This window comes from Kineosporia sp. R_H_3 (assembly GCF_002198675.1).
GTDB lineage: Bacteria > Actinomycetota > Actinomycetes > Actinomycetales > Kineosporiaceae > R-H-3.
The window spans coordinates 22972-44846 of sequence record NZ_MWLL01000218.1 but is presented as its reverse complement, the minus strand read 5'-3'; the positions used below and the strand labels follow the sequence as shown (position 1 = coordinate 44846).

19 protein-coding genes and 1 pseudogene are annotated in these 21875 nt (G+C 70.9%); 7 read left to right on the top strand and 13 right to left on the bottom strand.

Going from position 1 to position 21875, the window contains the following annotated elements; genetic code table 11:
• Window positions 1-80: 80 nt before the first annotated feature.
• The 3 genes from ECOMGDLI_RS27485 to ECOMGDLI_RS27475 all read left to right on the top strand — a co-directional run bounded on the left by ECOMGDLI_RS27485 (window position 81) and on the right by ECOMGDLI_RS27475 (window position 2100).
• Entirely contained in the window at window positions 81-860 is a 780-nt protein-coding gene (locus ECOMGDLI_RS27485; RefSeq protein ID WP_088320034.1) for a class I SAM-dependent methyltransferase, read from the top strand.
• A 74-nt stretch (window positions 861-934) separates the two neighbouring features.
• On the top strand, window positions 935-1621 hold the full coding sequence (locus tag ECOMGDLI_RS27480) for a Type 1 glutamine amidotransferase-like domain-containing protein (protein ID WP_088320033.1): 687 nt from the start codon (window positions 935-937) through the stop codon (window positions 1619-1621).
• The gene (locus ECOMGDLI_RS27475) at window positions 1618-2100 is read left to right on the top strand and encodes a GNAT family N-acetyltransferase (protein ID WP_143447980.1); all 483 of its coding nucleotides are present in this window, start codon (window positions 1618-1620) and stop codon (window positions 2098-2100) included. Before ECOMGDLI_RS27480 ends, ECOMGDLI_RS27475 begins: the two co-directional genes overlap by 4 nt.
• Window positions 2101-2161: 61 nt before the next feature.
• Here ECOMGDLI_RS27475 and ECOMGDLI_RS27470 read toward each other — a convergent pair whose 3' ends face one another.
• From ECOMGDLI_RS27470 to ECOMGDLI_RS27440, 7 genes are all read right to left on the bottom strand, one after another.
• Window positions 2162-3454, bottom strand: a complete 1293-nt coding sequence (locus tag ECOMGDLI_RS27470; protein WP_143447979.1) for a thrombospondin type 3 repeat-containing protein — start codon at window positions 3452-3454, stop codon at window positions 2162-2164.
• A gap of 178 nt (window positions 3455-3632) precedes the next feature.
• The gene (locus ECOMGDLI_RS27465) at window positions 3633-4706 is read right to left on the bottom strand and encodes a DNA cytosine methyltransferase (protein ID WP_088320029.1); all 1074 of its coding nucleotides are present in this window, start codon (window positions 4704-4706) and stop codon (window positions 3633-3635) included.
• A gap of 83 nt (window positions 4707-4789) precedes the next feature.
• A complete protein-coding gene (locus ECOMGDLI_RS27460; protein WP_088320028.1) occupies window positions 4790-5566 on the bottom strand; it encodes a DUF6339 family protein in 777 nt (258 codons plus the stop codon).
• Complete coding sequence (locus ECOMGDLI_RS27455; RefSeq protein ID WP_143447978.1) at window positions 5563-6435, bottom strand: hypothetical protein; 873 nt, start codon at window positions 6433-6435, stop codon at window positions 5563-5565. Before ECOMGDLI_RS27455 ends, ECOMGDLI_RS27460 begins: the two co-directional genes overlap by 4 nt.
• A gap of 65 nt (window positions 6436-6500) precedes the next feature.
• Window positions 6501-8411 (bottom strand): hypothetical protein, encoded by a 1911-nt coding sequence (locus tag ECOMGDLI_RS35555; protein WP_088320026.1) that lies wholly within the window; start codon window positions 8409-8411, stop codon window positions 6501-6503.
• Entirely contained in the window at window positions 8408-9433 is a 1026-nt protein-coding gene (locus ECOMGDLI_RS27445) for a PD-(D/E)XK motif protein (protein ID WP_088320025.1), read from the bottom strand. The genes ECOMGDLI_RS35555 and ECOMGDLI_RS27445 overlap by 4 nt, the downstream gene beginning before the upstream one ends.
• Window positions 9430-12156, bottom strand: coding sequence for a Z1 domain-containing protein (locus tag ECOMGDLI_RS27440; protein ID WP_088320024.1), 2727 nt, complete (start codon window positions 12154-12156; stop codon window positions 9430-9432). The genes ECOMGDLI_RS27445 and ECOMGDLI_RS27440 overlap by 4 nt, the downstream gene beginning before the upstream one ends.
• On the opposite strand from ECOMGDLI_RS27440, the gene ECOMGDLI_RS36355 reads away from it, so the two are divergent.
• From ECOMGDLI_RS36355 to ECOMGDLI_RS27425, 3 genes and pseudogenes are all read left to right on the top strand, one after another.
• Complete coding sequence (locus ECOMGDLI_RS36355) at window positions 12072-12683, top strand: very short patch repair endonuclease (RefSeq protein WP_369812798.1); 612 nt, start codon at window positions 12072-12074, stop codon at window positions 12681-12683. The genes ECOMGDLI_RS27440 and ECOMGDLI_RS36355 overlap by 85 nt on opposite strands.
• Before the next feature lie 70 nt (window positions 12684-12753).
• Window positions 12754-13377: pseudogene (locus tag ECOMGDLI_RS27430) on the top strand (dienelactone hydrolase).
• A gap of 41 nt (window positions 13378-13418) precedes the next feature.
• Window positions 13419-14648, top strand: coding sequence for an NAD(P)/FAD-dependent oxidoreductase (locus ECOMGDLI_RS27425; RefSeq protein WP_088320022.1), 1230 nt, complete (start codon window positions 13419-13421; stop codon window positions 14646-14648).
• 22 nt (window positions 14649-14670) lie between these two features.
• On the opposite strand, the gene ECOMGDLI_RS27420 is transcribed toward ECOMGDLI_RS27425, so the two are convergent.
• From ECOMGDLI_RS27420 to ECOMGDLI_RS27400, 5 genes are all read right to left on the bottom strand, one after another.
• Complete coding sequence (locus ECOMGDLI_RS27420; RefSeq protein ID WP_198955228.1) at window positions 14671-15171, bottom strand: hypothetical protein; 501 nt, start codon at window positions 15169-15171, stop codon at window positions 14671-14673.
• Between the two features lie 37 nt (window positions 15172-15208).
• Complete coding sequence (locus ECOMGDLI_RS27415) at window positions 15209-16702, bottom strand: hypothetical protein (protein ID WP_198955227.1); 1494 nt, start codon at window positions 16700-16702, stop codon at window positions 15209-15211.
• Window positions 16699-17748, bottom strand: a complete 1050-nt coding sequence (locus ECOMGDLI_RS27410; protein WP_088320058.1) for a glycosyltransferase — start codon at window positions 17746-17748, stop codon at window positions 16699-16701. The genes ECOMGDLI_RS27415 and ECOMGDLI_RS27410 overlap by 4 nt, the downstream gene beginning before the upstream one ends.
• Window positions 17745-19010, bottom strand: a complete 1266-nt coding sequence (locus ECOMGDLI_RS27405) for a glycosyltransferase (protein ID WP_198955226.1) — start codon at window positions 19008-19010, stop codon at window positions 17745-17747. Before ECOMGDLI_RS27405 ends, ECOMGDLI_RS27410 begins: the two co-directional genes overlap by 4 nt.
• A gap of 193 nt (window positions 19011-19203) precedes the next feature.
• The gene (locus tag ECOMGDLI_RS27400; RefSeq protein WP_088320021.1) at window positions 19204-20289 is read right to left on the bottom strand and encodes a glycosyltransferase family 4 protein; all 1086 of its coding nucleotides are present in this window, start codon (window positions 20287-20289) and stop codon (window positions 19204-19206) included.
• A gap of 250 nt (window positions 20290-20539) precedes the next feature.
• Here ECOMGDLI_RS27400 and ECOMGDLI_RS27395 point away from each other — a divergent pair, with 250 nt between their 5' ends.
• Window positions 20540-21490, top strand: coding sequence for an IS1595 family transposase (locus ECOMGDLI_RS27395; protein ID WP_143447977.1), 951 nt, complete (start codon window positions 20540-20542; stop codon window positions 21488-21490).
• Here ECOMGDLI_RS27395 and ECOMGDLI_RS27390 read toward each other — a convergent pair.
• Window positions 21426-21851, bottom strand: a complete 426-nt coding sequence (locus tag ECOMGDLI_RS27390; RefSeq protein WP_088320018.1) for a VOC family protein — start codon at window positions 21849-21851, stop codon at window positions 21426-21428. The two genes, ECOMGDLI_RS27395 and ECOMGDLI_RS27390, sit on opposite strands and share 65 nt — an antisense overlap.
• Window positions 21852-21875: the final 24 nt, after the last annotated feature.

Genomic DNA, 21875 nt, shown 5'->3' with positions numbered 1-21875 from the left:
CGACGGGACCCGACCGGCGGCAGTCGGCGGAGGGTTAGGCGTCCCCGGCCGGCGCGGGCCGCCGCGGCTACCCTCGCCGGGTGACAGCCCCCTCGGAACGGCACGCGTTCGCCCGGACGTACCAGCGGTCGTGGGCCCGGCTGTGCGCCGGCACCGTGGACGCCGTCCTGGCCGACCTGGGGCCCGCGGCGTCCGGCCGGCTGCTGGACGCCGGGAGCGGGACCGGGACCCTGGCGCAGGCAACGGCGGCGCGCGGGTGGTCCGTGACGGCCATCGACCCGGACGAGCAGATGCTGCAGGTCGGGCGGGAGGTGTGCGACGGGCTGCCGGTGCGCTGGGTCCGCTCCGCCCTGCCCCGGTCGGGGCTGCGGGACGGCGCCTTCGACGCCGTGGTCGCCAACTTCGTCGTCAACAACCTGCCCGACCCCCTGACCGCCACCGAGGAGCTCACCCGGACGGTCCGCCCGGGCGGCCTGGTCGCCCTCACCGCATGGGTCAGCGACCGCACGACGCACATCGCGTTGATCGAGGAGGCCTTCCGGCGGGCGGGGCTGCCGGCGCCGAGGCGGCAGCGCCCGCCCGAGGTCGACTTCGAGCGCACGGTCGAGGGCCTGGTGTCCCTGGCGCAGCGGGCCGGGCTGCACCCGCTCCGCAGCCGCGAGCTCACCTGGAGCTGGGGGATCTCCTGGGACGACCTGTGGCCGGGCATCGCCGCCGCGATGGGAAAGCCGTACATGGACCTCGACGCGACGGTCCGCGACGACGTCCGGGAGGCGCTGCGACGCCGGACGAGTGCGCTGGAGGTCGGCGCCGTGGTCCAGGTGCCCACCGTCGCGGCGTACGTGCTGGCCCGGCGATGAGTTCCTCGTCGGTCACGGGTCCAGACTGACGACAGGTTGACGACAGGACTGTCGATCCGAGCCGGGAAGGCATCGTGAAACTCCTCCTCACGTCCGCAGGCGTCAAGAACGCCACCATCCGCGAGGCCCTGGTCGGCCTGCTGGGCAAGCCGATCGAGGAGTCGACGGCGCTCTGCATCCCCACCGCGCAGTACGGCCACCCGATGGTCGGCCCCGGTGTCATGCCCTGGCAGTTCATCAGCGGCACGTCCGACAACCCGATGGTCGACCTCGGCTGGAAGTCCATGGGCGTCCTCGAGCTGACCGCGCTGCCGAGCATCGACGAGGAGCGCTGGGTGCCGCTCGTCCGGCAGACCGACGCGCTCCTCGTGGCCGGCGGCGACGCGCTCTACCTGTGCCACTGGATGCGGGAGTCCGGCCTCGCGGACCTGCTGCCGTCGCTGGAGCGCACGGTGTGGGTGGGTCTGAGCGCCGGGAGCATGGTCATGACGCCGCGGATCGGCCAGGACTTCGTCCAGTGGACGCCGCCGGCCGGCTCCGACGACGCCACCCTGGGCCTCGTCGACTTCGCGATCTGCCCGCACCTGGCCCCCGACGGCATGCCCGGCAACTCCATGGCCGAGGCGCAGGAGTGGGCGGCGAGCATCCCCGGGCCGAAGTACGTCATCGACGACGAGACCGCCATCGAGGTCGTCGACGGCACGGTCAGGGTCGTGTCCGAAGGGCAGTGGACGCACCTGCCCGGTGGGGGGACGGCATGACACGGGTACGCCTGCGCGAGCTGGTCACCGAGGAGGACCGCGCCACGGTGCTCGGGTTGCGCCTCGGTCCCGGTCAGGACCGGTACCTCAACACGATCGAGAGCATCCTCCTCGAAGCCGAGGAGGAGCGCCGCGCCATGCCGCGGCAATGGGCCGTCCACGACGCGGGGTCCGGCGCGCTGGTCGGCTTCACGATGATCAGCGACAACATCCCCGAGCCGATCGACGACGACCTCGTCGGCCCCTACTTCCTCTGGAAGCTGTTCGTGGACAAGGACCATCAGCGTCGTGGGTACGGCTCGGGGACGATCGACGAGCTCGTCGCGTACCTGGCGACCCGACCGGGCGCCGACGTCCTGTACACGAGCTGCGCCGACGGACCCGGCTCGCCGCGCGACTTCTACCTGCGGTACGGCTTCACCGACACCGGCCGCGTGATGTGGGGCGAGAACGTGCTTGCGCTCGATCTCACCGCATGACGTAAAAACTCGGCAGGGGAGATCTGTTCCTCGTGGCGGGCAGGTGCGTCGAGCGGAGGGGTCAGGCCGGGCAGGGCGTCGTCGGGCTCGGGATGCACGAGGTGTCGGGCTGGTTCACACCGCGGACGAAGGTCGTGTTCCCACCGGCCTTGTCCGGGTCGGGCAGGGTCGGGACCGGGGTGTACCAGACGGCGTCGTTGCCCGGGTCGACGAGGATCAGGCCCGGGTGCAGCGGGGAGTACATCGGCGGCTCGACGTCCTCCGGGCCCACCTCGACCGGGGTGTCGCCCTGGTTCGTGTCGGTCCCCTGGATCTTCTCGAAGGCCTCGCTCTGCTCGGGGGTGACGACGAGCGTGCCCCCCGGCACCACGGGCGGGGCGCCGTCCACCTCACCGCTCGTGAGGGCGTTGCACAGGTCGCCCGTGCAGACGCGGGTGGTCGTCGACTTCCCGGCGGCGTCGGTCGTCGTGGTCGTCGTCTCGACGGTCTGGCTGCCGTCCTTCGCGGTGACGGTCCGGTTGACGACCTCGGTCTTGTTGCCCTTGTCGTCGACCGTGGTGTTCGTGACCGTGTAGGTCGACAGCACGGTCTTGCCGTCCTTGTCCTTCGTCTCGCTCCACGTGGTCGTCACCGTCGTGGACGACCCGTCCGGGTTCTTCTCGCGCGAGGACACCGTGTTCGTCGTCGTCGTGGCCCCGTCCTTGCCCGTGCGCGTGATGTCGCTCGAGACGCTCTGGTGCTCGACGCCCTTGTTGTCGACGAAGACGAAACCGTCCTTCGTGACGCTGCTGAACCCGCCCGTGAGCACGGTGGTCACGAGGTTGCCCTGGCCGTCCTTCTCGGTGGTGTGCACCAGCCAGCCGATCTCGGACATGTTCACCCCGCCCACCTTGGCCGGCGGCCGCCCCGTGCCCGGGTCCTTGCTGCCCAGGTCGAGGACGACGCGCAGCCCGTTGCTGACGTCCACCCCGCCGAGCCGCTCGGGGTTCACGCCGAGCCGGGTGAGCGCGTCACCGCGCTTCGGGCCGAAGGCGAACAGGTCGCTCGCGAGCGCCGTCCCGTCCGGGGCCTGCGTGGGCAGCACGAGCACCTCGCGCCGGGCGAACCCGTCGGGCCGGACGGCGCCGCTCGTGTACGCATCGAGGACCTCGAGGATGCGGGGGTGGCTCTGCGCGTCGGACGGGTCGGTCCCCGCCGCGCGTTCGTCGGCGTCGGACCATCCGTCACCGTCGCTGTCCACGCCCGAGGGGTCGAGCAGGCAGATGCCCGTCTCGCAGACGAGCACCGGCTCCGGCCGCGGCCCGGCCGCGGACGCGGGTGGTGCGAGAACTGTCGTGGCGGTCGCCCCGACCACTGCCACGAGTGTTGCCAGGCGACCCGCCGTGGACCGGCCCCCGGGTGCACGGTCTGTTGTCAGCATGCCGAAGATCGTCCGGGGAGCGGGGCGGACTCCGCAGTCGTGCTGGCACCACTGTCAGCGGACGATCCGGCACTCCATGCCGCTGGACGAGATCCTCACGGTGGTGCCGAGTTCAGGCGACATCCTCCGCCTCGGCGTCACCGGCAAGAACGTGCCGATCGAGGGACGCCGCTAGGTGCTCAGCGATCGCGCGCGCCAGCGGCACAGGCACCGCGTTCCCGATCTGGCGGCCGATGGCGGTCTTGGACCCATGCCACAAGAAGCCAGGTGGGAACCCCTGTAGCAGAGCGGCTTCCAGATGGGTGATCGGACGGTTCTCGGTCGGGTGTAGGTACCGACCCTTCTCCGGCTTGTAGAACTCCGTCCGGATAGTTACGGACGGTTGCTCCCAGCGGAGCCTGCCCATGACATCGCCGGACCCCGTCGTGTGCTTCACCCAACAGGCGGGAAGAAGGTCGGGCGGGATGTCGAACCTGTTCCCGCCTGCGGGGATGGCCTCGAACCGACGGCGCGACAGGTCCGTCACGTTACGCGTCAGATGCAGTTCCGTCGTCAGGTACGGACCGTGTGGTCGGGGTAGAGATGTCTCGGTGACCCGGGGTCGGACGCCGTGGAGCACGTCGGCGAGAGTCGCCGGTTCACCATGCGTGGCCTCGGGCATCCCGATCTCGGGAAGCTGCCTCAGCCGTCCGATGACCAGCGCGCGGCGACGCTTCTGCGCGACTCCGAAGGCCGATGCGTCAAGCACGTCGTGGACCAGGTCGTAGCCCGACAGCCGCCCGGTCGGTCGGGTCTCCCGTGATAGCGCGGCGAACTGACCGGACCTCAGGAAGTCCGGCACGTTCTCGAGCACGAATGCCACCGGACGCACTCGTTGGATCGTCTCCACATAGCGGTTCCACAGTGCGTTGCGCGGGTCCCGGTTCCAGCGCGTCCCGAGGTTCGAGAAGCCCTGACACGGGGGGCCACCCACGACGACATCTGCCGCGGGGAGGTTCCCCGCACGAAGCCAGTCCGCTATGTCCCCGTTGAACATGTGATCGCCGAAGTTCGCCCGGTAAGTGGCAGCGGCGTTCTTGTCCAACTCGACGGCACCCACCGGAACGAAGCGCCCGGTCTGCACGAAACCCTGCGTGAGGCCACCGCACCCTGCGAAGAGGTCGATGATCCGGTACACGCGCGCCATACGTCAGACCCTAGGCGGCGCAGCCGACAACATGGTCACGGCACGCCGGCGAGGGACCGGGACCGGAGGAGTGAGGGCGTCGGCTACCGGCTCTCAAGTGTTCGGCGGCTGCTGTCCCTGGCCTCATGTACCAGGGACGCCAGTTGGTGACGCGACAGGCTGTCCAGATCGAGGAACGCCGCAAGTCGCAGCAGACGCTTGAGACTGTCGCGGAGCACATCACGATCTTTGGGTCCGCTTCCCGCGCGTGGGTCGTCCCTGTGAGCACGGACAATCTCCCTCACCAGCGCGGGACTAGCAGCGACATCGAGGCGACGCGCGAGGATCTGGTCCATGTCCGCCTCGCCGAGTGCGACGATGAGGCCATACGGATCGCCGACCCCGTCGTCGAACAACAGGTGGGCGCGGAGCCACAACCTGCCCAGTGTGTGCCTCGTCAGGTCTGCACCCACGAAACGGTCGTCAAGGAAGCCGCGGGTCTCGTTCGCCGGATACCGCCAGGCGCAGATGTCCGGGACGAGCACGAGCCCGAAGTAGGACCAGACCGAGCGTTGCGCCGCTTCGCCGGGGACCATCCCGCAGGCTCCGTGCAGGTACCTGGCGACGCTGACATCGAATTCGGCGTACCCCGTCCGCGACCGCTGAGTCGGAAACCCGGAGGCGCTCGCGCGCTCCACAAGGTCGAAACGAACTTTGGTGAGATCCGGGCCGGTGACCCTGGTGCCGCCCGTCGCAGCGAAGACGGCATCGGCCAACGACGGCTCCTCGCCTTCCTTCGGTGGCTGCGGGCCCATGACCTGCAGGTCCTTGAACCGGCGCGAGGCGGCACCCGGAAGGAGGCGCGGGTAGAGCCTGCTCATCCGACCTCGCTCCTCGGGTAGCCGAGACCGTGCTGAACGGCGGCGCGGTAGTAGGAGGGATCTCCGGCCCTCAGTTCTCGCAGCCGCGAAAGCGCCTCATCAACGGACTCGTTCGGTTGGGCGAGCCTGACGCGCACCAGCGCCCTCACCAGGGAACCCAGCGAGAAATCGTCGTCCGGGGAGTCCTCGTCCCCCGCGGCGAGGTAACTGTCCCTGAAGCGCTCGTCCTCTACAGCGCGACCGACCAGGTCGGTCACGAGATCGACCTCCAGGGTGTCCAGCAACGACCTGGCGCCGGCCGTCGTGGGGTCTTCCAATGCGGCGTTCACGGCGGGATTGTCCGTATTGAGGAGGACGAGGAGGCTTCCCATGGCCGCCCACTCCCACCGCGCCGTATCGAGACTGACGTACCAAGCTGCACCGGGTGGTAGACCCGCCGCGGAGAAGGACACGGGGGCTACCGGTAGGAGTCCGGAGTCGCCGTCCAGCGATGCCGCGGCCTCGTCCCTCCACAGCATGCTTGACGCGCGTGCGGCCGTGAACGGCGCCGGTTCGACGACGTCCTCGGCCAACTCCAGGACGGTCTCCATGGTCACCGCACCAGCCAGGTTCCGACCGGCGACCACGACATCCAGCGTGATCGACTGCCTGCCACCTGCAGCGAGAGGGACAGTTGCCTCGAGAGTGCGGATGAGTGACGACGACGGTCGTGACCTGACGCAGATGCGTATCGGGATGTCCGTGCGCAGCCCGGCGTCCGAGCGGACTCCGTCGCAGTCCACGACGACGCTCCGCCGGAGGTGGAGATCCGTGGCGTAGTCCCACCCCTCAAGAGGACCACCGAAGATCTCGACGTCGGACGTGGACACGCGCACCCACGAATCGGCCACGACCCTGTCCGCCGTAGGCGTCCGGTACGGGTATGTCCGAACACTCACGGCGCCGCCACTGCGACGGAGATATCCAACGTGGCGTCAACGACCGGTCTCACGAGGAGAGTGACCTCGCACGGCACGTCTGCGTCGACCGTGTCGCCCGCCAGTAGTGTCCCGACCTCACTCCGCCAGCCGATCACCGAAGGGACGACAGCGCCTGCGTATGGATCTGATTCGAGCTTCCCGTCTCCGGTGACCACGTGGACCGACGCGACGAAGCGTCCCCTTCCGGGCAGACGGACGCGTTGCTCGAGCACTGTCCCCCCCTCGGATTCGACGAAATGAGGCAGTCCTTCCAGACGAGGACGGCCGGAGCCTCGGCGGGCCCCGCCCGCGCGAGCGCCGGAACCAGCAGATCCGCCACCGCCTCCTGGGCCGCCGCCGAGGAGGGAACCGAACCCACCCGCCGTCGTGGAGCCGGCGGCCAACTGGACCGCCGGCCCACCTACGCCGGTACCGGAGGCGGAGACACCGGCCAACAGGTGACCGAGCTTCCGGGCGACGCTGCCGACGGGTTGGTCACCGGCCACGATCGTGTTCTTCCGCGCGCCCGCTATCTCATCAAGGCGGTCCTTCGTGCGTCGCCGGGCGACACGCACGAATGTTGCCTCCTGACCGTGGAGCTGGCTGTCGATCCACGCGTCGTGCGTCGGGGGCTCGGACTTGGCGAAGGTGGCGTCCAGGTCGTCCTCGACGCGGAGGACTGCCGCGTAGCCGATGTCCCGGTGCGGAGCAGGTGGACCGGGTACGTAGCGAACGACGAGCTCTGGTGTTCGCATGAGACATACGTGATGGGGGGCCTCTCCTTCCGTCAGGTCGTCCACGAGGCCCAGGTCGGAGGCGGCCTTGGAGCGGGACTTCGCCCCGAAGGTCCGCTCGACCGCGAACCTTGCCAGGAGCCTTCTCGGTCGCTTGCACTCGACGAGCTCTCCGTCCGGCGTCTGCAGACGTCGGTAGGCGGCGGCGAAACTCGCGATCACCGCGTCGTTGTCCTCGCCTGGAATTGCCACCGGCGCACCCGACACGACCATCCGGGGATTGAGACGCCGACGGCGTCCCTCGAGCGCGAGTGGCCAGAGATTCCACCCCATGGCATCGGCGAGGTAGCGTCCCGCCTCCTCCGGAGGCAACTGCTGAGCCTCTTCCTCGGGCACCGTCGGGTCGAGAAGGTTGGGTTCGATGATGGTGACGGTCGTACCGGTCTCGTCCGCCTCGAACCGCGGCAACCCGAGCGCACGCACGACCTCATCCGCCGCGGCGTCCACCAATGGTTCGCAGTGGTCGTCCTGTGCCACGCCCCACCAATGGCGACCGGTGAAGGGGCGATCGCCGCTCGTGTACGACGCCCACAGCGAAGAGCCGATGAACCGCGTCCTCAGCGCCCCGGCATCGTCCTTGAAGCGGGTGTAGATCAGGACGGTCCCGACCGCGGAGGCGAGGAAGAACACGCCTTTCCCGTAACCGTAGGTACCACCCCCACCCTCCGTATCTCTCGCCTCCCCGCTGTTGAGCACGAAGGAGAGCCAGTTCCTGTGCCCGGCGTCAGCCGCGTAGTCAGACCGGGTGGGGCCTCCGAGACCCTTGGTTCCTCGGTCGGAGACCGACAGATACCTGAGGTTCATCTCCCGGAGAGCCGGCCTCAGTGGGAAGACTTCGGGAGGGACCGACGGCATGCCCGTCGACAGCAGGCTCCGCCAGGCGTTGAGCTGAGCGGGGCCGACGGTCGCGAGCTCCATCGTGAAGTCGACGGTTCTCGCCCCGTCCGCCTTCGCGTCCCAGGAGTTCTGAGCGCTCTCCCGCACGAGGACGGTCGGCAGCGAGAGCGCCGGTCGGCCCAACTGGTTCCGCAAACCCTCGGCCGTGATGCCGCCGTCCGGACGGAATCTCTGCGCGTACCAGGAGCCGGTCACATCGCACCGCACAGCCGCCGCAGGACCGGCACCGGTTCCGTCAGCGAGGAAGTGGGCACGACGTCGAGGTCGACGAGGTACTCAACGCCTCCGACCCCGGCCGGCAGGGCACCCCGGACGAAGCTACTGGGGACGATTCGAGGAAAGGCGTCATCCACGACGTAGCAGCGCTCCTCCACCACGAAGAACGTGCGCTCGTCGAGCTCAGGATGCTTTTCGGTGGGTACTCCGAGCCGAGCCACGCAGTCGGCCCACTGCTTCACATCGGAGGCCAGGGCTGCGACCTCCCCCAGGACGGCACGCACAGTCGTCCCCTCCGCGTGCCGGTCGTCGAGCCGGAACCATGCCAGGTGCAGTTGGCCACCCACGGGTACCTCGAGCTGGTCCGACCCATGGATACGGACCAGGCGCCCCTCCCCTCCGAGCGTCGCCTTCACCTCGACCGCGGCCCGGACGCCGCGGAAGTCCTGCGCCTGTCCGAGCGGTCCGGTCCACAAGTCCAGCCGCGACTCATCGATCGTCAGGATCCTGCGCAGGATCACCAACTCAGCGAAGAGCCCTGCGGATCGCGATCTGGTCCACTCCGAGGTGCTGCGATCCAGCAGGCTCCGCCATTCCTCGATGACGCCGTTTACGGCCGCGACCGGATGTTCCGGTGCTCCGGCCACACGCAGGCAGATGTCGACCGACAGTCCTGCGAAGACTCGCGCGAGATCCTCTCTGGTGCACCCGAGATCGATGAACCGTACGGGTACGCCATCGTCGAGGAGCAGGACCCGGTCCCTGATCGTCACCCCATCGGTGCCGCGCAGGTGCTCGGTCGCAACCGCGGCGGGAACAGGCACCAACAGGTGCGGGAGGCCATCGCGGTCACGACCCACACGCAGCGAGCCGGTCGATGTTCGGAGATGTACCTCCGCCGTCAGCAACGCGTCCGATGGGCCGGGCAGGACGATCTGCTGCCAGAGGTCATCGAGCACCTTGTGAACCCGGCGACGGTCCTCGGCGGGGCCGCTCATCATGGTGCGACACCTTCGGGCAACTTGTCCTGGTCCTGGTCGAGAATGCTCGCGTCCTCGTCGTCAGCCCCTTCGGCGGCGGCAGGGAAGACCTTCCGCAGGTCCGCCTGGACGTAGTCGTACTCGACGGTGACATCCGTCCCCGAGACCGGGTTGGGGAAGATGAAGGCTGCGCCCCACACGGTCCGGACACCCTCGGGTGCGCCCAGAGGACTGCGGTCACCGCGTGCGTTCTTCGACTGCCCGTCGATGGGATAGAGCAAGATCAGCCCGACATCGGGCTGCTGTTGGCTGCGCCAGCCATTGAGATTCTGACGGTTGACGACCGACCCCGAGGGGATCGCCAGGTCCAGGCCCGGGTCACGTGAACCGGTCAGTGTCTTGATATCCGCCACCGCGTCCTTCGACGAGGCGCGGGTCCGAGCACGACTCACCGCCCCCAGAGATGTGCCGCCTGGCAACGTGACCTGGGGTCCGTCTCCGAGGGACTTGCCGATGACGCCGACGTTCCAGGTCTTCAGCCCTCCCTTGCCGACACGCTTCTCGATGTAGGCACGCACCAGCGCAGGCGAGTACTCGGTCGAGCGTGCGTCGAACTGGTACCGGTCGACGAACTCGAGGACGGTCGTGGTCGGTACGCCTCGGTACAGAACCGCAGCACCATGGTCCGCGGGATCGTGAAGTCCGTGTTCGTCGGCCTCCTTGAGCAGCGCCAACACAGCCGAAGCGTTGCGTTCGTGCCAGGTGACCACGTCCTGGGGAGCCTGATCGCCGACCGGCGAGCACGGGAAGTACCGGGTCTCGATGAGTTGGCCTCCGTACCCGGCGGCAGCCTTCACGTGGCTTCCCATGCGGCTCGGCGCCGTCACTCGCATCTTCGGGTGGCATCGGATCCTCACCGCCATGTCAAGCGGTGTCTTGTGCTCCGTCAGGTACCGCTCGATCTCCCGTCGCATGTCCGCTTCGACGGATGCCAGGTGCGAGAACCAACGCCGCATGTCGGCGGGCATCCAGATCCGTGGAAGGTCCGCGTACCCGGGGCGGTACCCGAACCACCGCCCCATCTGCAGCAGCGTGTCGTACATGTCGGCAGACCTGACGAAGACGCTGACGACGAGTCCTTCGAGCGTCAGACCCCGGGAGAGTGTGTTGCCTCCCACGGCGATCACGTTCACGGGCCCGGAGTCGTAGTCGAGCCGGTCCGAGCTGCGGTAGTGGTCCAGGATGATCTTCGTCGTCTGCACGACGTCGAGCAGGTTGGCGGCCACCTCGTCCCACGTCGTCCGCTCCAGCAGGAAGTCCTCCGCGGGGACCTCGCCGCATTCCTGGTTCCAGAGCTCCTCGAGCTCCTGCAGGACAGTGGCGTCGCCCGACCGCAGCCGTAGCGCCGTCTCGTCCCGGAGGAGTTTGAGCGGACGCTCGTACGAGTCGTGCACGGCGGTGTCGGAGTGAGCGTGGAGGAGCATCGAGGAGTGCTGATCACGCTGGCCCCTTGCGTGGCGAGCCGCAGTGGCGAGCCAGAACCAGTAGACGGCGTTCCTCAGCGACGGCGTCACCTCCGGCTCGAAGTCCACGACGTCGGCCCGCTTCGCCGGTCGCAGCGCATCGAGTTCGGCGTCCGGGATCTCCCGGATCATGTCCGATCCCGCCGGCACGTCCTCCGGGTCCTCTCCGTCGAGTGGTTCGCGGCCGAACAGTGTCTCCGGGCCCTGGTACCCGTGGCCCATGGGCAGGCTGAGGATGAAGTCCTTCGGGTAGAAGTCCTTGGCGTTCGTGGGGTCGATCAGAAGGTTCCCGAACGGGGTCGCGGTGTACCCGACGTAACAGACGCGCGGCAACTGGTCGAGGACGCCGCGGATCAGCGGATTGATCTTCTTCGTCGCAACCGTCGCCTGGTCGGCCTCGTCGTCGATGACGAGCGTCGGGCAGTTCTCCAACTGTTCGCGTGCCGTCGCCAACCATGCCTTCAGCTTGCGCAGGACGGCCGTGTTCTTCTTGACGACCAGGAGCAGGTACTGATCCTTCGACGCGAACAGCGAAGGGGCGTTGTCCCAAGGTTGGAAGTCCCGATCAGGGCCGGTGATCTGGTGCCAGAGCGGTGGGTTGAGCTCGACCAGATCTCGAAGCAATCTCGTCTGAGTCTGACGACGTAGAGAGTTGTGCACGCCGGAAAGGATGATGAAGAGGCGATATCCCCGATCGGCTGCCTTGCAGATGACCGCGGTGAAGTTGCTGGTCTTGCCCGACTGCACATGCCCGACCACGAGGCCTCGGGAATCGAAGCGTGGTGTGGCCGGGTGGTCGAGCATCGCGACAACCTTGTCCGAAGCTTCGTGGAGCCGGTCCACGGCAACGCCGGGTAGCTGCTTGCGTAGCTTCGCCTCGAAGGCCGGCCAATTCTTGTCGTCCTTGCGCGGCCCGGCGTACCAGTTCAACGCGTTCTCGCGGCCGATCCCCAACGGCTCCTTCAGAGCCACGATCCGCGCAGTCTCCGTCTCGTGCCGTTCGACCAGTTTGTCGATGATCTCGTCAGGGACGAACATGTTGCGCAGACGCTGCGGAAGCTCGTGGGGTGGGGTCCCGTCCATGAAGTGCTGGTAGGACTGCCAGGCTGCTTCCAGACGCGGGTCTTCCAAGGTGCATGCCTCCGAGTGACCGTCGTGCGCAACCCCCTGCGCATCGATCTGGACGCTACACGAGGACGCGGACAGGATCGGGGCGTCCACCTTTTCGTGACCGCGACCGTTGTGAGCGCACCCGATCGGAGCCTGAATTGAGCACGACGGATCGACCGGGCGCCTCGTCGCCGGCCGTGTCGCGCCGGATGTCCGTCCACCCCCGTAAGGACACGGGTCCCGAACTCGCCGTGCGAAGAGCCCTGCACGCCGCGGGCGAGCGCTACCGCGTCTTCGTGAAGGTACCGACCGCACCGCGCCGGACCATCGACATCGCTTTCACGCGTGCCAAGGTCGCAGTCTTCATCGACGGATGTTTCTGGCACGGTTGCCCGGATCACGGAGAGGTCCCGGCGTCCAACACGGACTGGTGGATCGCCAAGATCCATAGAAACCGCGTCAGGGACGCTGACACACGGCAGATCCTTGAGGATGCGGGGTGGGTCGTCCTCAGATTCTGGGAGCACGAGGCACCGGAACAGGTCGTCCTGCGGATCCGTGATCAGGTACGGGCGCGACGCGACGATCTGTGCGTCCCTGACGCCCATCCACGCTCGAGCCCATCAATACGACCTTAGCGTCCGGAGTCCTCCCTAGCGTCGATCCCGCCGCGCGACGCCCGGACAAGACCCCGAGGGAGACCCACCGATGGCCGACGTCCGGCTGTTCCACCACGCCCAGGAACTGACCGAGGGCGTGCTCGCCTTCGTCGACACCGTGCGCGCGGCTGGGCACGTCGTCCACACCCCCGACCTCTACGACGGGCACACGTTCGACTCCCTCGAGGACGGCTTCGGGTACGCGCAGCAGATAGGTCCGGAGCCGTCGTGGAGCGCGGCGTCCGGGCAACCGACGACCTACCGGCCGGCATCGTCCTCGCCGCCGTCTCGCTCGGTGTCCTGGCTGCGCCGCGGCTGGCGAAGACCCGGCCGGGCGCGGCCGGCGCGCCGCTGCTCGAGGCCTGCGGGCCGACGTCCGAGTTCGGCACCTGGACGGCAGGCGTCCCGGCGCAGGTCCACGGCATGGACGCCGACCCGTTCTTCACGCTCGAGGGCGACGTCGACGCGGCCCGCGCGCTCGTCACGGAGGCCGACGACGCCGAGCCGTTCGTCCACCCCGGGCAGCGGCACCTGTTCTCCGACAGTTCGCTCGCCTCGTACGACGCAGCGGCGGCCGCCCTGCTCACCGGATCGGGTGCTCACCTTCCTCGCGCGGCTCCCCCCGCACCTGACGGCGTCCGGGCCGACTGGCCGGATCGGAGCGCGCGGTTAGCGTGACGACGTCCGCCGGCAGCTCGTCAGCAGGAGGCCCTCATGGCCGGTCCCATCGTCATCGTCGGGGCCGGCATGGCCGGTGCCAACGCCGCGAAGACGTTGCGCGAGGAGGGGTTCGACGGGCCCCTCACGCTCGTCGGCGACGAGCCGGAGCCGCCCTACGAGCGGCCGCCGCTGTCCAAGGGCTACCTCATGGGCAAGGACGAGCGCGACTCCGCCTTCGTCAACCCGCTCGAGTGGTACGCGGACGCCGGGGTCGAGCTGAGGCTCGCGACCCGGGTCGAGCGGATCGACCGGCAGGCGCGCCGCGTCGTCCTCGTCGGCGGGCAGGAGCTGCCCTACGACAAGCTCCTGCTGACGACGGGTTCGTCGCCGCGACCGCTGCCGGTCGACGGCGCCCACCTGGACGGCGTCCGCTACCTGCGCACGCTGGCCGACAGCGACCGGCTCAAGGAGACGATCGCGGCGTCGTCCCGGATCGCCGTCGTCGGCGCCGGCTGGATCGGGCTGGAGACCGCCGCGGCCGCGCGTGAGGCCGGTGTCGAGGTCACCGTCCTCGAGATGGCCGACCTGCCGCTGCTGCGGGTGCTCGGGCCCGAGGTGGCCCGGGTCTTCGCGGACCTGCACCGCGCGCACGGCGTCGACCTGCGGCTCGGGATCTCGGTCGCCGAGCTCACCGGGGACGACGGTCGCGTCACCGGGGTCCGGCTCGGCGACGGGAGCCACGTGCCCGCCGACGCCGTGGTCGTCGGCGCGGGGATCGCGCCGAACGTCGGCCTCGCGCAGGACGCCGGGCTCGACGTCGACAACGGCGTCACGGTCGACGAGCACCTGCGCTCCTCCGACCCCGACGTCTTCGCCGCCGGCGACGTCGCGAACGCCTTACACCCGGTGCTCGGCAAGCACATCCGCGTCGAGCACTGGGCGAACGCGCGCCACCAGCCGCGGACCGCCGCCCGCGCGATGCTCGGCCGGGACGAGGCGTACGACCGGATCCCCTACTTCTTCACCGACCAGTACGACCTCGGCATGGAGTACACCGGGTACGTCGAGCCCGGCGGCTACGACGAGGTGGTCTTCCGCGGCGACCGGGAGAGCGGCGAGTTCGTCGCCTTCTGGGTCGGAGGCGGCCGCGTCCTCGCGGGGATGAACGTCAACGTCTGGGACGTCGCCGACGCGATCGAGGCGCTGGTCCGGGACGGCGGCCCGGTCGACGTCACCGCGCTCGCCGACCCGGACCGGCCGCTGGACTCGCTGCTCAAGGGGTGACGCGGGGACGCGCCGGCGCGGGCTACTGCGCCGTCGTGCCCTCGCGGCCGTAGGCGTCCCCGAGCCGGACGATGTCGGTGCGCCAGCCCGGCCACGCCGTCGACACCTCGAGCACGTCGCTGTCGACGACCGCCGTGATCCGGTGGACGACACCGGCCCGGACGAGCACCTGCTGACCGGGCCCGAGGGTCAGCGACCGCAGCCGGCCCGGGTCCGTGCCGTGCTCGAGGACGACCCGGCCCGTGCGGACCGCGAGGGTCTCGTCCTTGACCTCGTGCCGCTGCAACGAGAGCGCGGCGCCGGCCTTGATGTGCAACGTCTTGCCGACGTAGCGGCCCTCGAGGACGCCGAAGATCTCCTCGTGCCCCCAGGGCTTCTCGACCCGGACGACGTCCTCGACCCGGGTCAGGTCGAGCGGCTCGGCCGCCTGCCCGTCGACCGGTGCGTGGTGCGTGAAGGGCGAGGACAGCCCGGCGGTCCCCGGCTGCCCGGGGCGTGCGTTACCGTTGCGACCTTCGGTCATGGGCCTCTCCTGTCGTGGGGCGGACGGCGGCGGGCGGTCAGCCCGCCACCAGCCGCTCGAGCAGGCGGGGGACGTCGACGACGCCGAACCGGATGCTCGTGTCGCTGCAGCCGTACGGCAGCAGCAGCTTCTGCTCGTGGATGAGTGCGCCGCACGAGTACACGACGTTCGGGACGTACCCGTCGCGCTCGGCCCCGCGCGGCTCGAGGAGCGGCTCGGTGAGGCGGCCGATGACCTTCGTCGGCTCGTCGAGGTCGAGGAGCAGCGCGCCCATCGCGTAGGCCCGCATCGGGCCGACGCCGTGCGTGAGCACGACCCAGCCGATCTCGGTCTCCAGCGGCGGGCCGCAGTTGCCGAGCTGGGTGAGCTCCCAGCGCTGCTCCGGGGTCTGCAGCCCGGCGACGTCGTCCCAGTGGTACCCGTCGGCCGAGCTCGCGACCGCGTTGTTCTCCCGGTCCCACCGGGACAGGGCCAGGTAGCGGCCCCCGACCTTGCGCGGGAAGAGCGCCATCCCCTTGTTCTCCGCGGCGATCCCGGTGAGCGGGGAGGAGCGGAACGTCCGGAAGTCGTCGGTGTCGAGCCGGCGCGAGCCGACGTGCGACCCGTCGAACGCCGTGTACGTCGCGGCGTACGTCGCCGTGCCGTCGTCCGCGACGAGCCGGGTGAAGCGCGCGTCCTCCATGCCGTGGCTCTCGCTGTCGGCCTCGGGGAAGAGCGTGCGCTCGCACACCTTCGACGCCGGGTCGAAGATCACCTCGTAGGACGACGCGACTGTGCGGCGCAGCATCTCGATCGTCGCGTCGATGTCGATCCGCGTCAGCGCATCCTGGCGCAGGGCGTGCGTGGCCGCGTCGAGCGCCGCGAGGTCGACGCCGTCCGGCAGGTTCGACAGGACGTAGTCGAGGGTCTCGGGGTCTGCGCCGTCGGCCTCCGCCTGGAGCCGCAGGCGTTCCCGACCCAGCGGTGCGTCCCGCCGGGCGCCCAGGCTGACGAACCGGGAGGCGTCCTCGAGCCGCAGCCCGCCCGGGCCCTCGGACGGCGCGAACGTCCCGGAGCGGAACACGATCGTCGAGAGGTGCCCCTCGCTGACCGCCCGCGCGCTCATGACGAACCGCAACCCGTCGGACGCCGCGCTCTGCACCGGGTGCGGCACGATCGACGGGTTGAACAGCGCGGCCGCCTCGACGGCGATCTCGCGCGTGAAGTAGGCGCCGATGAGCAGGCGCCGGTCGGCCGAGAGGTCGGCGACCTCCGGCACCCGGTGCGCGATCGCGGCGAAGTTGCTGCGCAGCACGGCATCGAGGTCGGTGTGCCGGCCGGCGTAGCCGGTCCGGACGTCGGCGAGCGTGGCCGAGACCTCGTCGTCCGACAGCAGGCTGCACCGTTCGACGAGCCCGGCGGCGCGTGAGCTGCCGGGGGCGCTCGGCTCCTGGCCGGGCAGGAACAGGGCGGCGGCCACCCGCCGCGGGTCGCGCGTCACCATGACGCCGGTGCGGCGCAGGAGCGCCGTCTGGGCGGTGTGCGCGGTCACGGTCGCACCGCCGCGAGCCGGGCCGAGTGCTGCAGCGTCGTGACGAGCGCGAGCGTCGACTCAGCGCCCTGGTTCTCGTTGCGGCCGTGGCGTTCCAGGCCGTCGCAGCAGCCGCCGGAGCCGACGTCGTAGAGCGACGTCCCCGCATCGTTGCGGCCGAAGAACCACGCCGCGCAGAGGTCGACCGCGGCCGACCACCGCGGATCGCCGGTGAGCTCGAACGCCCGCGCGCAGGCGTCGGCCAGGGTCGACGCCTCGATCGGCTGCTGGTCGAAACCGGGCCGCTCCTCACCGGGCGCCCAGCCCGCGGCCGGCGTCAGCGACAGGTGCTCACCCGTGTGCTGCAGCGCGAGCAGCCAGCCCAGCATCTCCAGCCCGTCGTCGACGAGCTCGCTGTCGTTGAGGGTGTCACCGGCGGCGAGGACGACGTCCGCGAGGACGGCGTTCGCGTACGTGAGGCGCTGCTCGGGCCACGGCCACTCCCGGTCGCCCCGGAACGGACCGACCGCCGCGGCGGCGTCGTGCAGGAGCGCCCGCGCGACCTCGTGGCCCGGCTCGACGCGCAGCATCTCGGCGGCGCCGAGGCCGGCGAAGGCCATCGAACGCGGCCACGGCGAGCGCCGCACGGCGCTGCGCGCGAACGCCGCGGTGGCCCGGTCCGCGAGGGTCAGGTCGCGGCTGCGCGCCGCGGCGGTGCCGAACGCCCACACGGTGCGGCCCCAGCAGTCCTCGAGGGTGGCGGGGCCGTGCGGCGTCCCGTGGGCGTCGCGCCGGTTGACGACCGCACCGTCGGCGGCCTGGGCGCCCTCGAGGAAGTCCAGGTAGACGTCGGCGAGGCCGGCCATCACCGCGGGCTCGAGGACGCGGCCCTGCGACCGGTCGACCGCCGAGGGCTCGTCCCGGCAGACCGCGACGAGGGCGCGCGCGACGTCGTCCGCGCAGTAGCCGTGCTCGACGCGCGGCAGCCGCAGCCGGGCGTGCTCGAAGATGCCCACCCCGTCGGTGAGCGCCAGGACGTGGCTGAAGAGGGGCTCGGTGCGGGTCATCCGGCGGCGACCTGGTCGCGGCTGCGCGGAGCCCGGTGCGAGGCGGGCCGGCCGGCCCACGCGCAGACGGCGAGGTACTCGGTGGCCACGGCGCGCCAGGTGAGCCCGGCGGCGAGGCCGTGCGCCCGATGGGCCATGTCGACCCTGAGGTCGGCGTCGGTGAGCACCCGGCGCAGCGCCTGCGCGATGCCCTCCGGGTCGGCCCGCTCGACGAGCAGCCCGGTGCCGTCGCCGAGCAGCTCGAGGGCGTGCGGGAAGCCGGTGGAGATCACCGGCTTGCCGGCGGCGACGGCCTCGGTGAGGACGCCCGAGGTGACCTGCTCGACCGAGTCGTACGGGAGCAGGACGACGTCCGCGCTGCGGACGAGCGTGTGGAGCGCCCGGGCATCGAGGTAGCGGTCGTCGAAGGTGACGGACGACGCGACGCCGAGCTCGGCCGCGAGCCCGACGAGCTCGTCGCGGTAGCCCTCGCCGTCGCGGTGCGGCAGGCGGGGGTGGGTGCGACCGGCGACGACGTACACGGGCGCCGGGCGCAGGTCGCCGAGGGCGGCCATCGCCCGGATCCCCCACTCGATGCCCTTGCCGCGGCCGAGCAGGCCCCAGGTGAGGACGACGGGGGCGCCACCGCCGAACGGTGCCGCAGGCTGCGGTGCCTGCCGGACGACGAGGTCCTCGGCGGCACCGTGCGGGATGACGGCCACGCGTGCCTGGGACGCGCCGTACGTGTGCACGGCGCGGTCGCGGGCGGTCCGGGTCATCGTCACGACGGTGGCGGACTCGCGGATCACCTGGCTGAGGATGCGGTGCTGCCGGGACGTCGGCCGGCTGAGCACGGTGTGCAGCACGGTGACGACCGGCACGTCGAGCCGGCGCAGCAGACCGAGGACGTGCTCGCCGTCCGGCCCGCCGAAGATGCCGTACTCGTGCTGGAGGATCACGACGTCGTAGCCGTTGAGGACGCGGGCCGTGGCGGCCGAGCCGGCCGGGTCGGTCGGCCACGGCGTGGTGGCCGGGTCGGTGACCCAGTTGCCCGCGACGCCGCGGATCCGCTTCTGGTCCGCGCCGACGACGCGGACGACGTCCACGTCGGCGCCGACGTCGTCGAACCCGCCCGCGAGGGCCTGCGCGAACGTCGCGAGGCCGCACTGGGTCGGCGGGAAGGTGCTGACCATCGCGACCCGCGGCCGGCGTCCGGACGGGACGGGCGAGAGCCTGGAACCGGCGGCGCGGTCGCGGACGAGGTCGGGCGTCGGACGGGTCATGCGAGCCTCCAGGCCCGGGGCAGGGCCTGGTCGGGCCCTGCGCGGCCCGCGAAGGGACCGCCATGATGCCGACTGCGGCTCACCGGGGATCCCGGCTGGCACGAGTGCGACCGGCGTCCCAGCAGGCACGTCAGGCGCGTGCTGCGCCCCGGGCCCGCTCGTCATGAGGTAGACCGCCGAGAGTCGCAGGCTATCAGTCACGACGCGCCGGTCCCGCGGATGTGACGTGCGGCATGCCCGGCCCGGACGGCGTCCCGCCGGCGTCGGGGAGGCCTTGCGCGGCAAGGATCTTCGCGTAGACCGCGAGGTAGTCGGTGACCATCCGGGCCGCGCCGAACCGGGCCGCGGCGCGGGCGCGGACCGCGTGCCGGTCGAGCCGGGCGGCCCGCCCGACGGCCGCTGCCGCCGCTGCGGCGTCCGCGACGACGAACCCGGTGACGCCCTCGTCGACGACCTCGGGCATCGAGCCGCGCCGGTAGGCCACGACCGGTGTGCCGCACATCATCGCCTCGACGACGGAGAGCCCGAAGGGCTCCTCGAAGTCGATCGGGTGCAGCAGCGCCGCGGCGGCGCCGAGGACGTCGGCGCGCTGCTGCGGACCGACCGACCCCAGGTACCGGACGCGGTCGCCGTCGACGTACGGCTCGACCTCCTCGCGGAAGTACCTGTCGTCGTGGACGATCCCCGCGACGACGAGCCGGCGGCCGGCGGCGCGGGCGATCCGCACCGCCTCGCCCGTGCCCTTGTCGGGGTGGATCCGGCCGAGGACCACGAGGTCCTCCCCGCCGTCGGCGGAGAAGGGGAGCAGGCTCTCGTCGACCCCGTGGTGGACGGTCGCCGCGTAGTCGAGGTCCGGGTGCCGGTCGGAGTCGGAGATCGAGACGAGCGCGGACCGGGACGCCCGGTACGCGGGCAGGATCGCCGGCCCGCCGAAACCGTGCACCGTCGTCACGAGCGGTGCGGCGCACAACCGCTCGAAGGCCAGCGGCAGCCAGTCGAGGTGGCTGTGCACGAGGTCGAACTCCCCTGCCCGGCCGAAGGCGTGCGCCACGTGCAGCGCCTCCTGGACGCGGCCGTCGAGCGCCGGGTCCTGCGCGTAACCGTGCGGCACGACGCCGTCGAGCGCCGCGCTCGTCAGGGAGTCGAGCGTCGCGAACAATGTGACGTCGACCCCCTGTGCGACAAGGCCTTCCGCGAGCAGGCTCGCGACCTGCTCCCAGGGGCCGTAGTGCTCGGGCGGGCTGCGCCAGGCGACCGGTGCGAGCACCGCGACCCTCACGTGGACGACGTCGGGACGGCGACGGGAACGGGCGGTACGACCATGACGAGTCCTCACGTCCGCGGGGCGGACGGTTCGCGACGCACGGGGGAGCGGCCGCAGCTGCGGCGCCTCCGTCACCGAGGTCCTGAGTGACACCTTCACAGTACGCCGCGGACGCGAACCGGGACCGGGGCCTGTCGCCCGGGCCGCTGCGCCCGGTGTCGAACAGCCGTCCAGGTGGTCGGTTGCCTGCAGTACGGTGATCGACATGGTCGCGGAACCGGTCGCCGGGGTGGACTACCCGTCGACGGCCGCCCAGCTGCGCCGGTGGTTCCCGGACGACGAGGCGTGCATCGAGTACCTGGCGCGGCTGCGCTGGCCCGACGGGTTCGTCTGCCCGGCGTGCTCCGGCAACGGGTTCTGGCGGACCGGTCCCGGGCTCTGGATGTGCGCGACGTGCTCGCGCAAGACGTCGGTGACGGCCGGCACGCTCTTCCACCGCTCCCGGACGCCGCTGTCGACGTGGTTCGAGGCGATCTGGTTCGTCACCTCGTCGAAGGACGGGCTCTCGGCCGCCGCGCTCCAGGAGCACCTCGGTCTCGTGTCGTACGAGACCGCCTGGGCCTGGCTGCGCACGATGCGCTCGGCGATGGCCGACCCGGAGCAGGAACGGCTCGGCGGCGGGGAGGTCCAGCAGGTCGAGATCGGCGAGGCCTTCCTCGGCGGCGTGACCCGGGACCTGCCGGGCGCCACCACCCTCGAGGTGCCGGTGATGATCGCCGTCGAGCGGCTCGGGCCGCGACGCCTGGGCCGGCTGCGTCTGGAGACCACCCGGTACCCGGGGAGCCTGGAGGCGCTGCACTTCGCCGCCCGCGCCGTCCGGCCGGAGGCGCTCGTCGCGACCGACGGCGCGCCGAGGTTCCGCCGGCTCGCCCTCATGGGGTTCGGGCACACGTGCGTCGAGGGGTACGAGGACCCGGGGCGCGGCCGGCTCCTGCCCGGCCCGCGGCAGGTCGCCACGCTCCTCGACCGCTGGTTCGTCGGGACGATGCGGTACGGCGTCCGGGAGCGGCACCTGGCGTCCTACCTCGACGAGTTCATGTTCCGGTTCGACCACCGGACGGCGGCCTCTCGGGGTCTGCCCTTCTACCGCTTCATGGTGCGGGCGGCGAACGGCGGGCCGCGTCGGAGGGAGCCGGCGCGTCCTGGCGTCCGGTGAGCACGCAGAACTCGTTGCCCTCCGGGTCGGCGAGGACGACCCACCGCGCGTCACCCTGACCGACGTCGACGTGCCGGGCGCCGAGGTCGAGCAACCGACGGACCTCCTCGGCCTGGTCGGTGCCGACCGGGGTGAGGTCGACGTGGAGCCGGTTCTTCAGCGTCTTGGGCTCGGGGACGTGCGCGAACGTCAGCGTCGGCGGGACCGGGCGGGTCGGGCCCGCCGGCGGTGCCTGGGCGCCGATCGTGACGACGCCGTCGTCGTCCTCCTGGATCTCGTAGCCGAGGACCGCGCACCAGAACCGCGCCAGCCGGTAGGGGTCGGCGCAGTCGACCGCGAGGTCGGTGAACCTGCTGGTCATCGGGTGCCCTTCCTGGGACGAGCG

Bases quoted from the DNA above. Each gene is read 5' to 3' on its own strand.
- ECOMGDLI_RS27425 (WP_088320022.1), top strand. From the start codon at position 13,419: ATGGCCGGTCCCATCGTCATCGTCGGGGCCGGCATGGCCGGTGCCAAC.
- ECOMGDLI_RS27465 (WP_088320029.1), bottom strand. From the start codon at position 4,706: ATGGCGCGCGTGTACCGGATCATCGACCTCTTCGCAGGGTGCGGTGGC.
- ECOMGDLI_RS27475 (WP_143447980.1), top strand. From the start codon at position 1,618: ATGACACGGGTACGCCTGCGCGAGCTGGTCACCGAGGAGGACCGCGCC.
- ECOMGDLI_RS27420 (WP_198955228.1), bottom strand. From the start codon at position 15,171: ATGACCGAAGGTCGCAACGGTAACGCACGCCCCGGGCAGCCGGGGACC.
- ECOMGDLI_RS27405 (WP_198955226.1), bottom strand. From the start codon at position 19,010: ATGACCCGTCCGACGCCCGACCTCGTCCGCGACCGCGCCGCCGGTTCC.
- ECOMGDLI_RS36355 (WP_369812798.1), top strand. From the start codon at position 12,072: ATGCCTCCGAGTGACCGTCGTGCGCAACCCCCTGCGCATCGATCTGGA.
- ECOMGDLI_RS27390 (WP_088320018.1), bottom strand. From the start codon at position 21,851: ATGACCAGCAGGTTCACCGACCTCGCGGTCGACTGCGCCGACCCCTAC.
- ECOMGDLI_RS27395 (WP_143447977.1), top strand. From the start codon at position 20,540: ATGGTCGCGGAACCGGTCGCCGGGGTGGACTACCCGTCGACGGCCGCC.
- ECOMGDLI_RS27445 (WP_088320025.1), bottom strand. From the start codon at position 9,433: ATGATGAGCGGCCCCGCCGAGGACCGTCGCCGGGTTCACAAGGTGCTC.
- ECOMGDLI_RS27460 (WP_088320028.1), bottom strand. From the start codon at position 5,566: ATGAGCAGGCTCTACCCGCGCCTCCTTCCGGGTGCCGCCTCGCGCCGG.
- ECOMGDLI_RS27410 (WP_088320058.1), bottom strand. From the start codon at position 17,748: ATGACCCGCACCGAGCCCCTCTTCAGCCACGTCCTGGCGCTCACCGAC.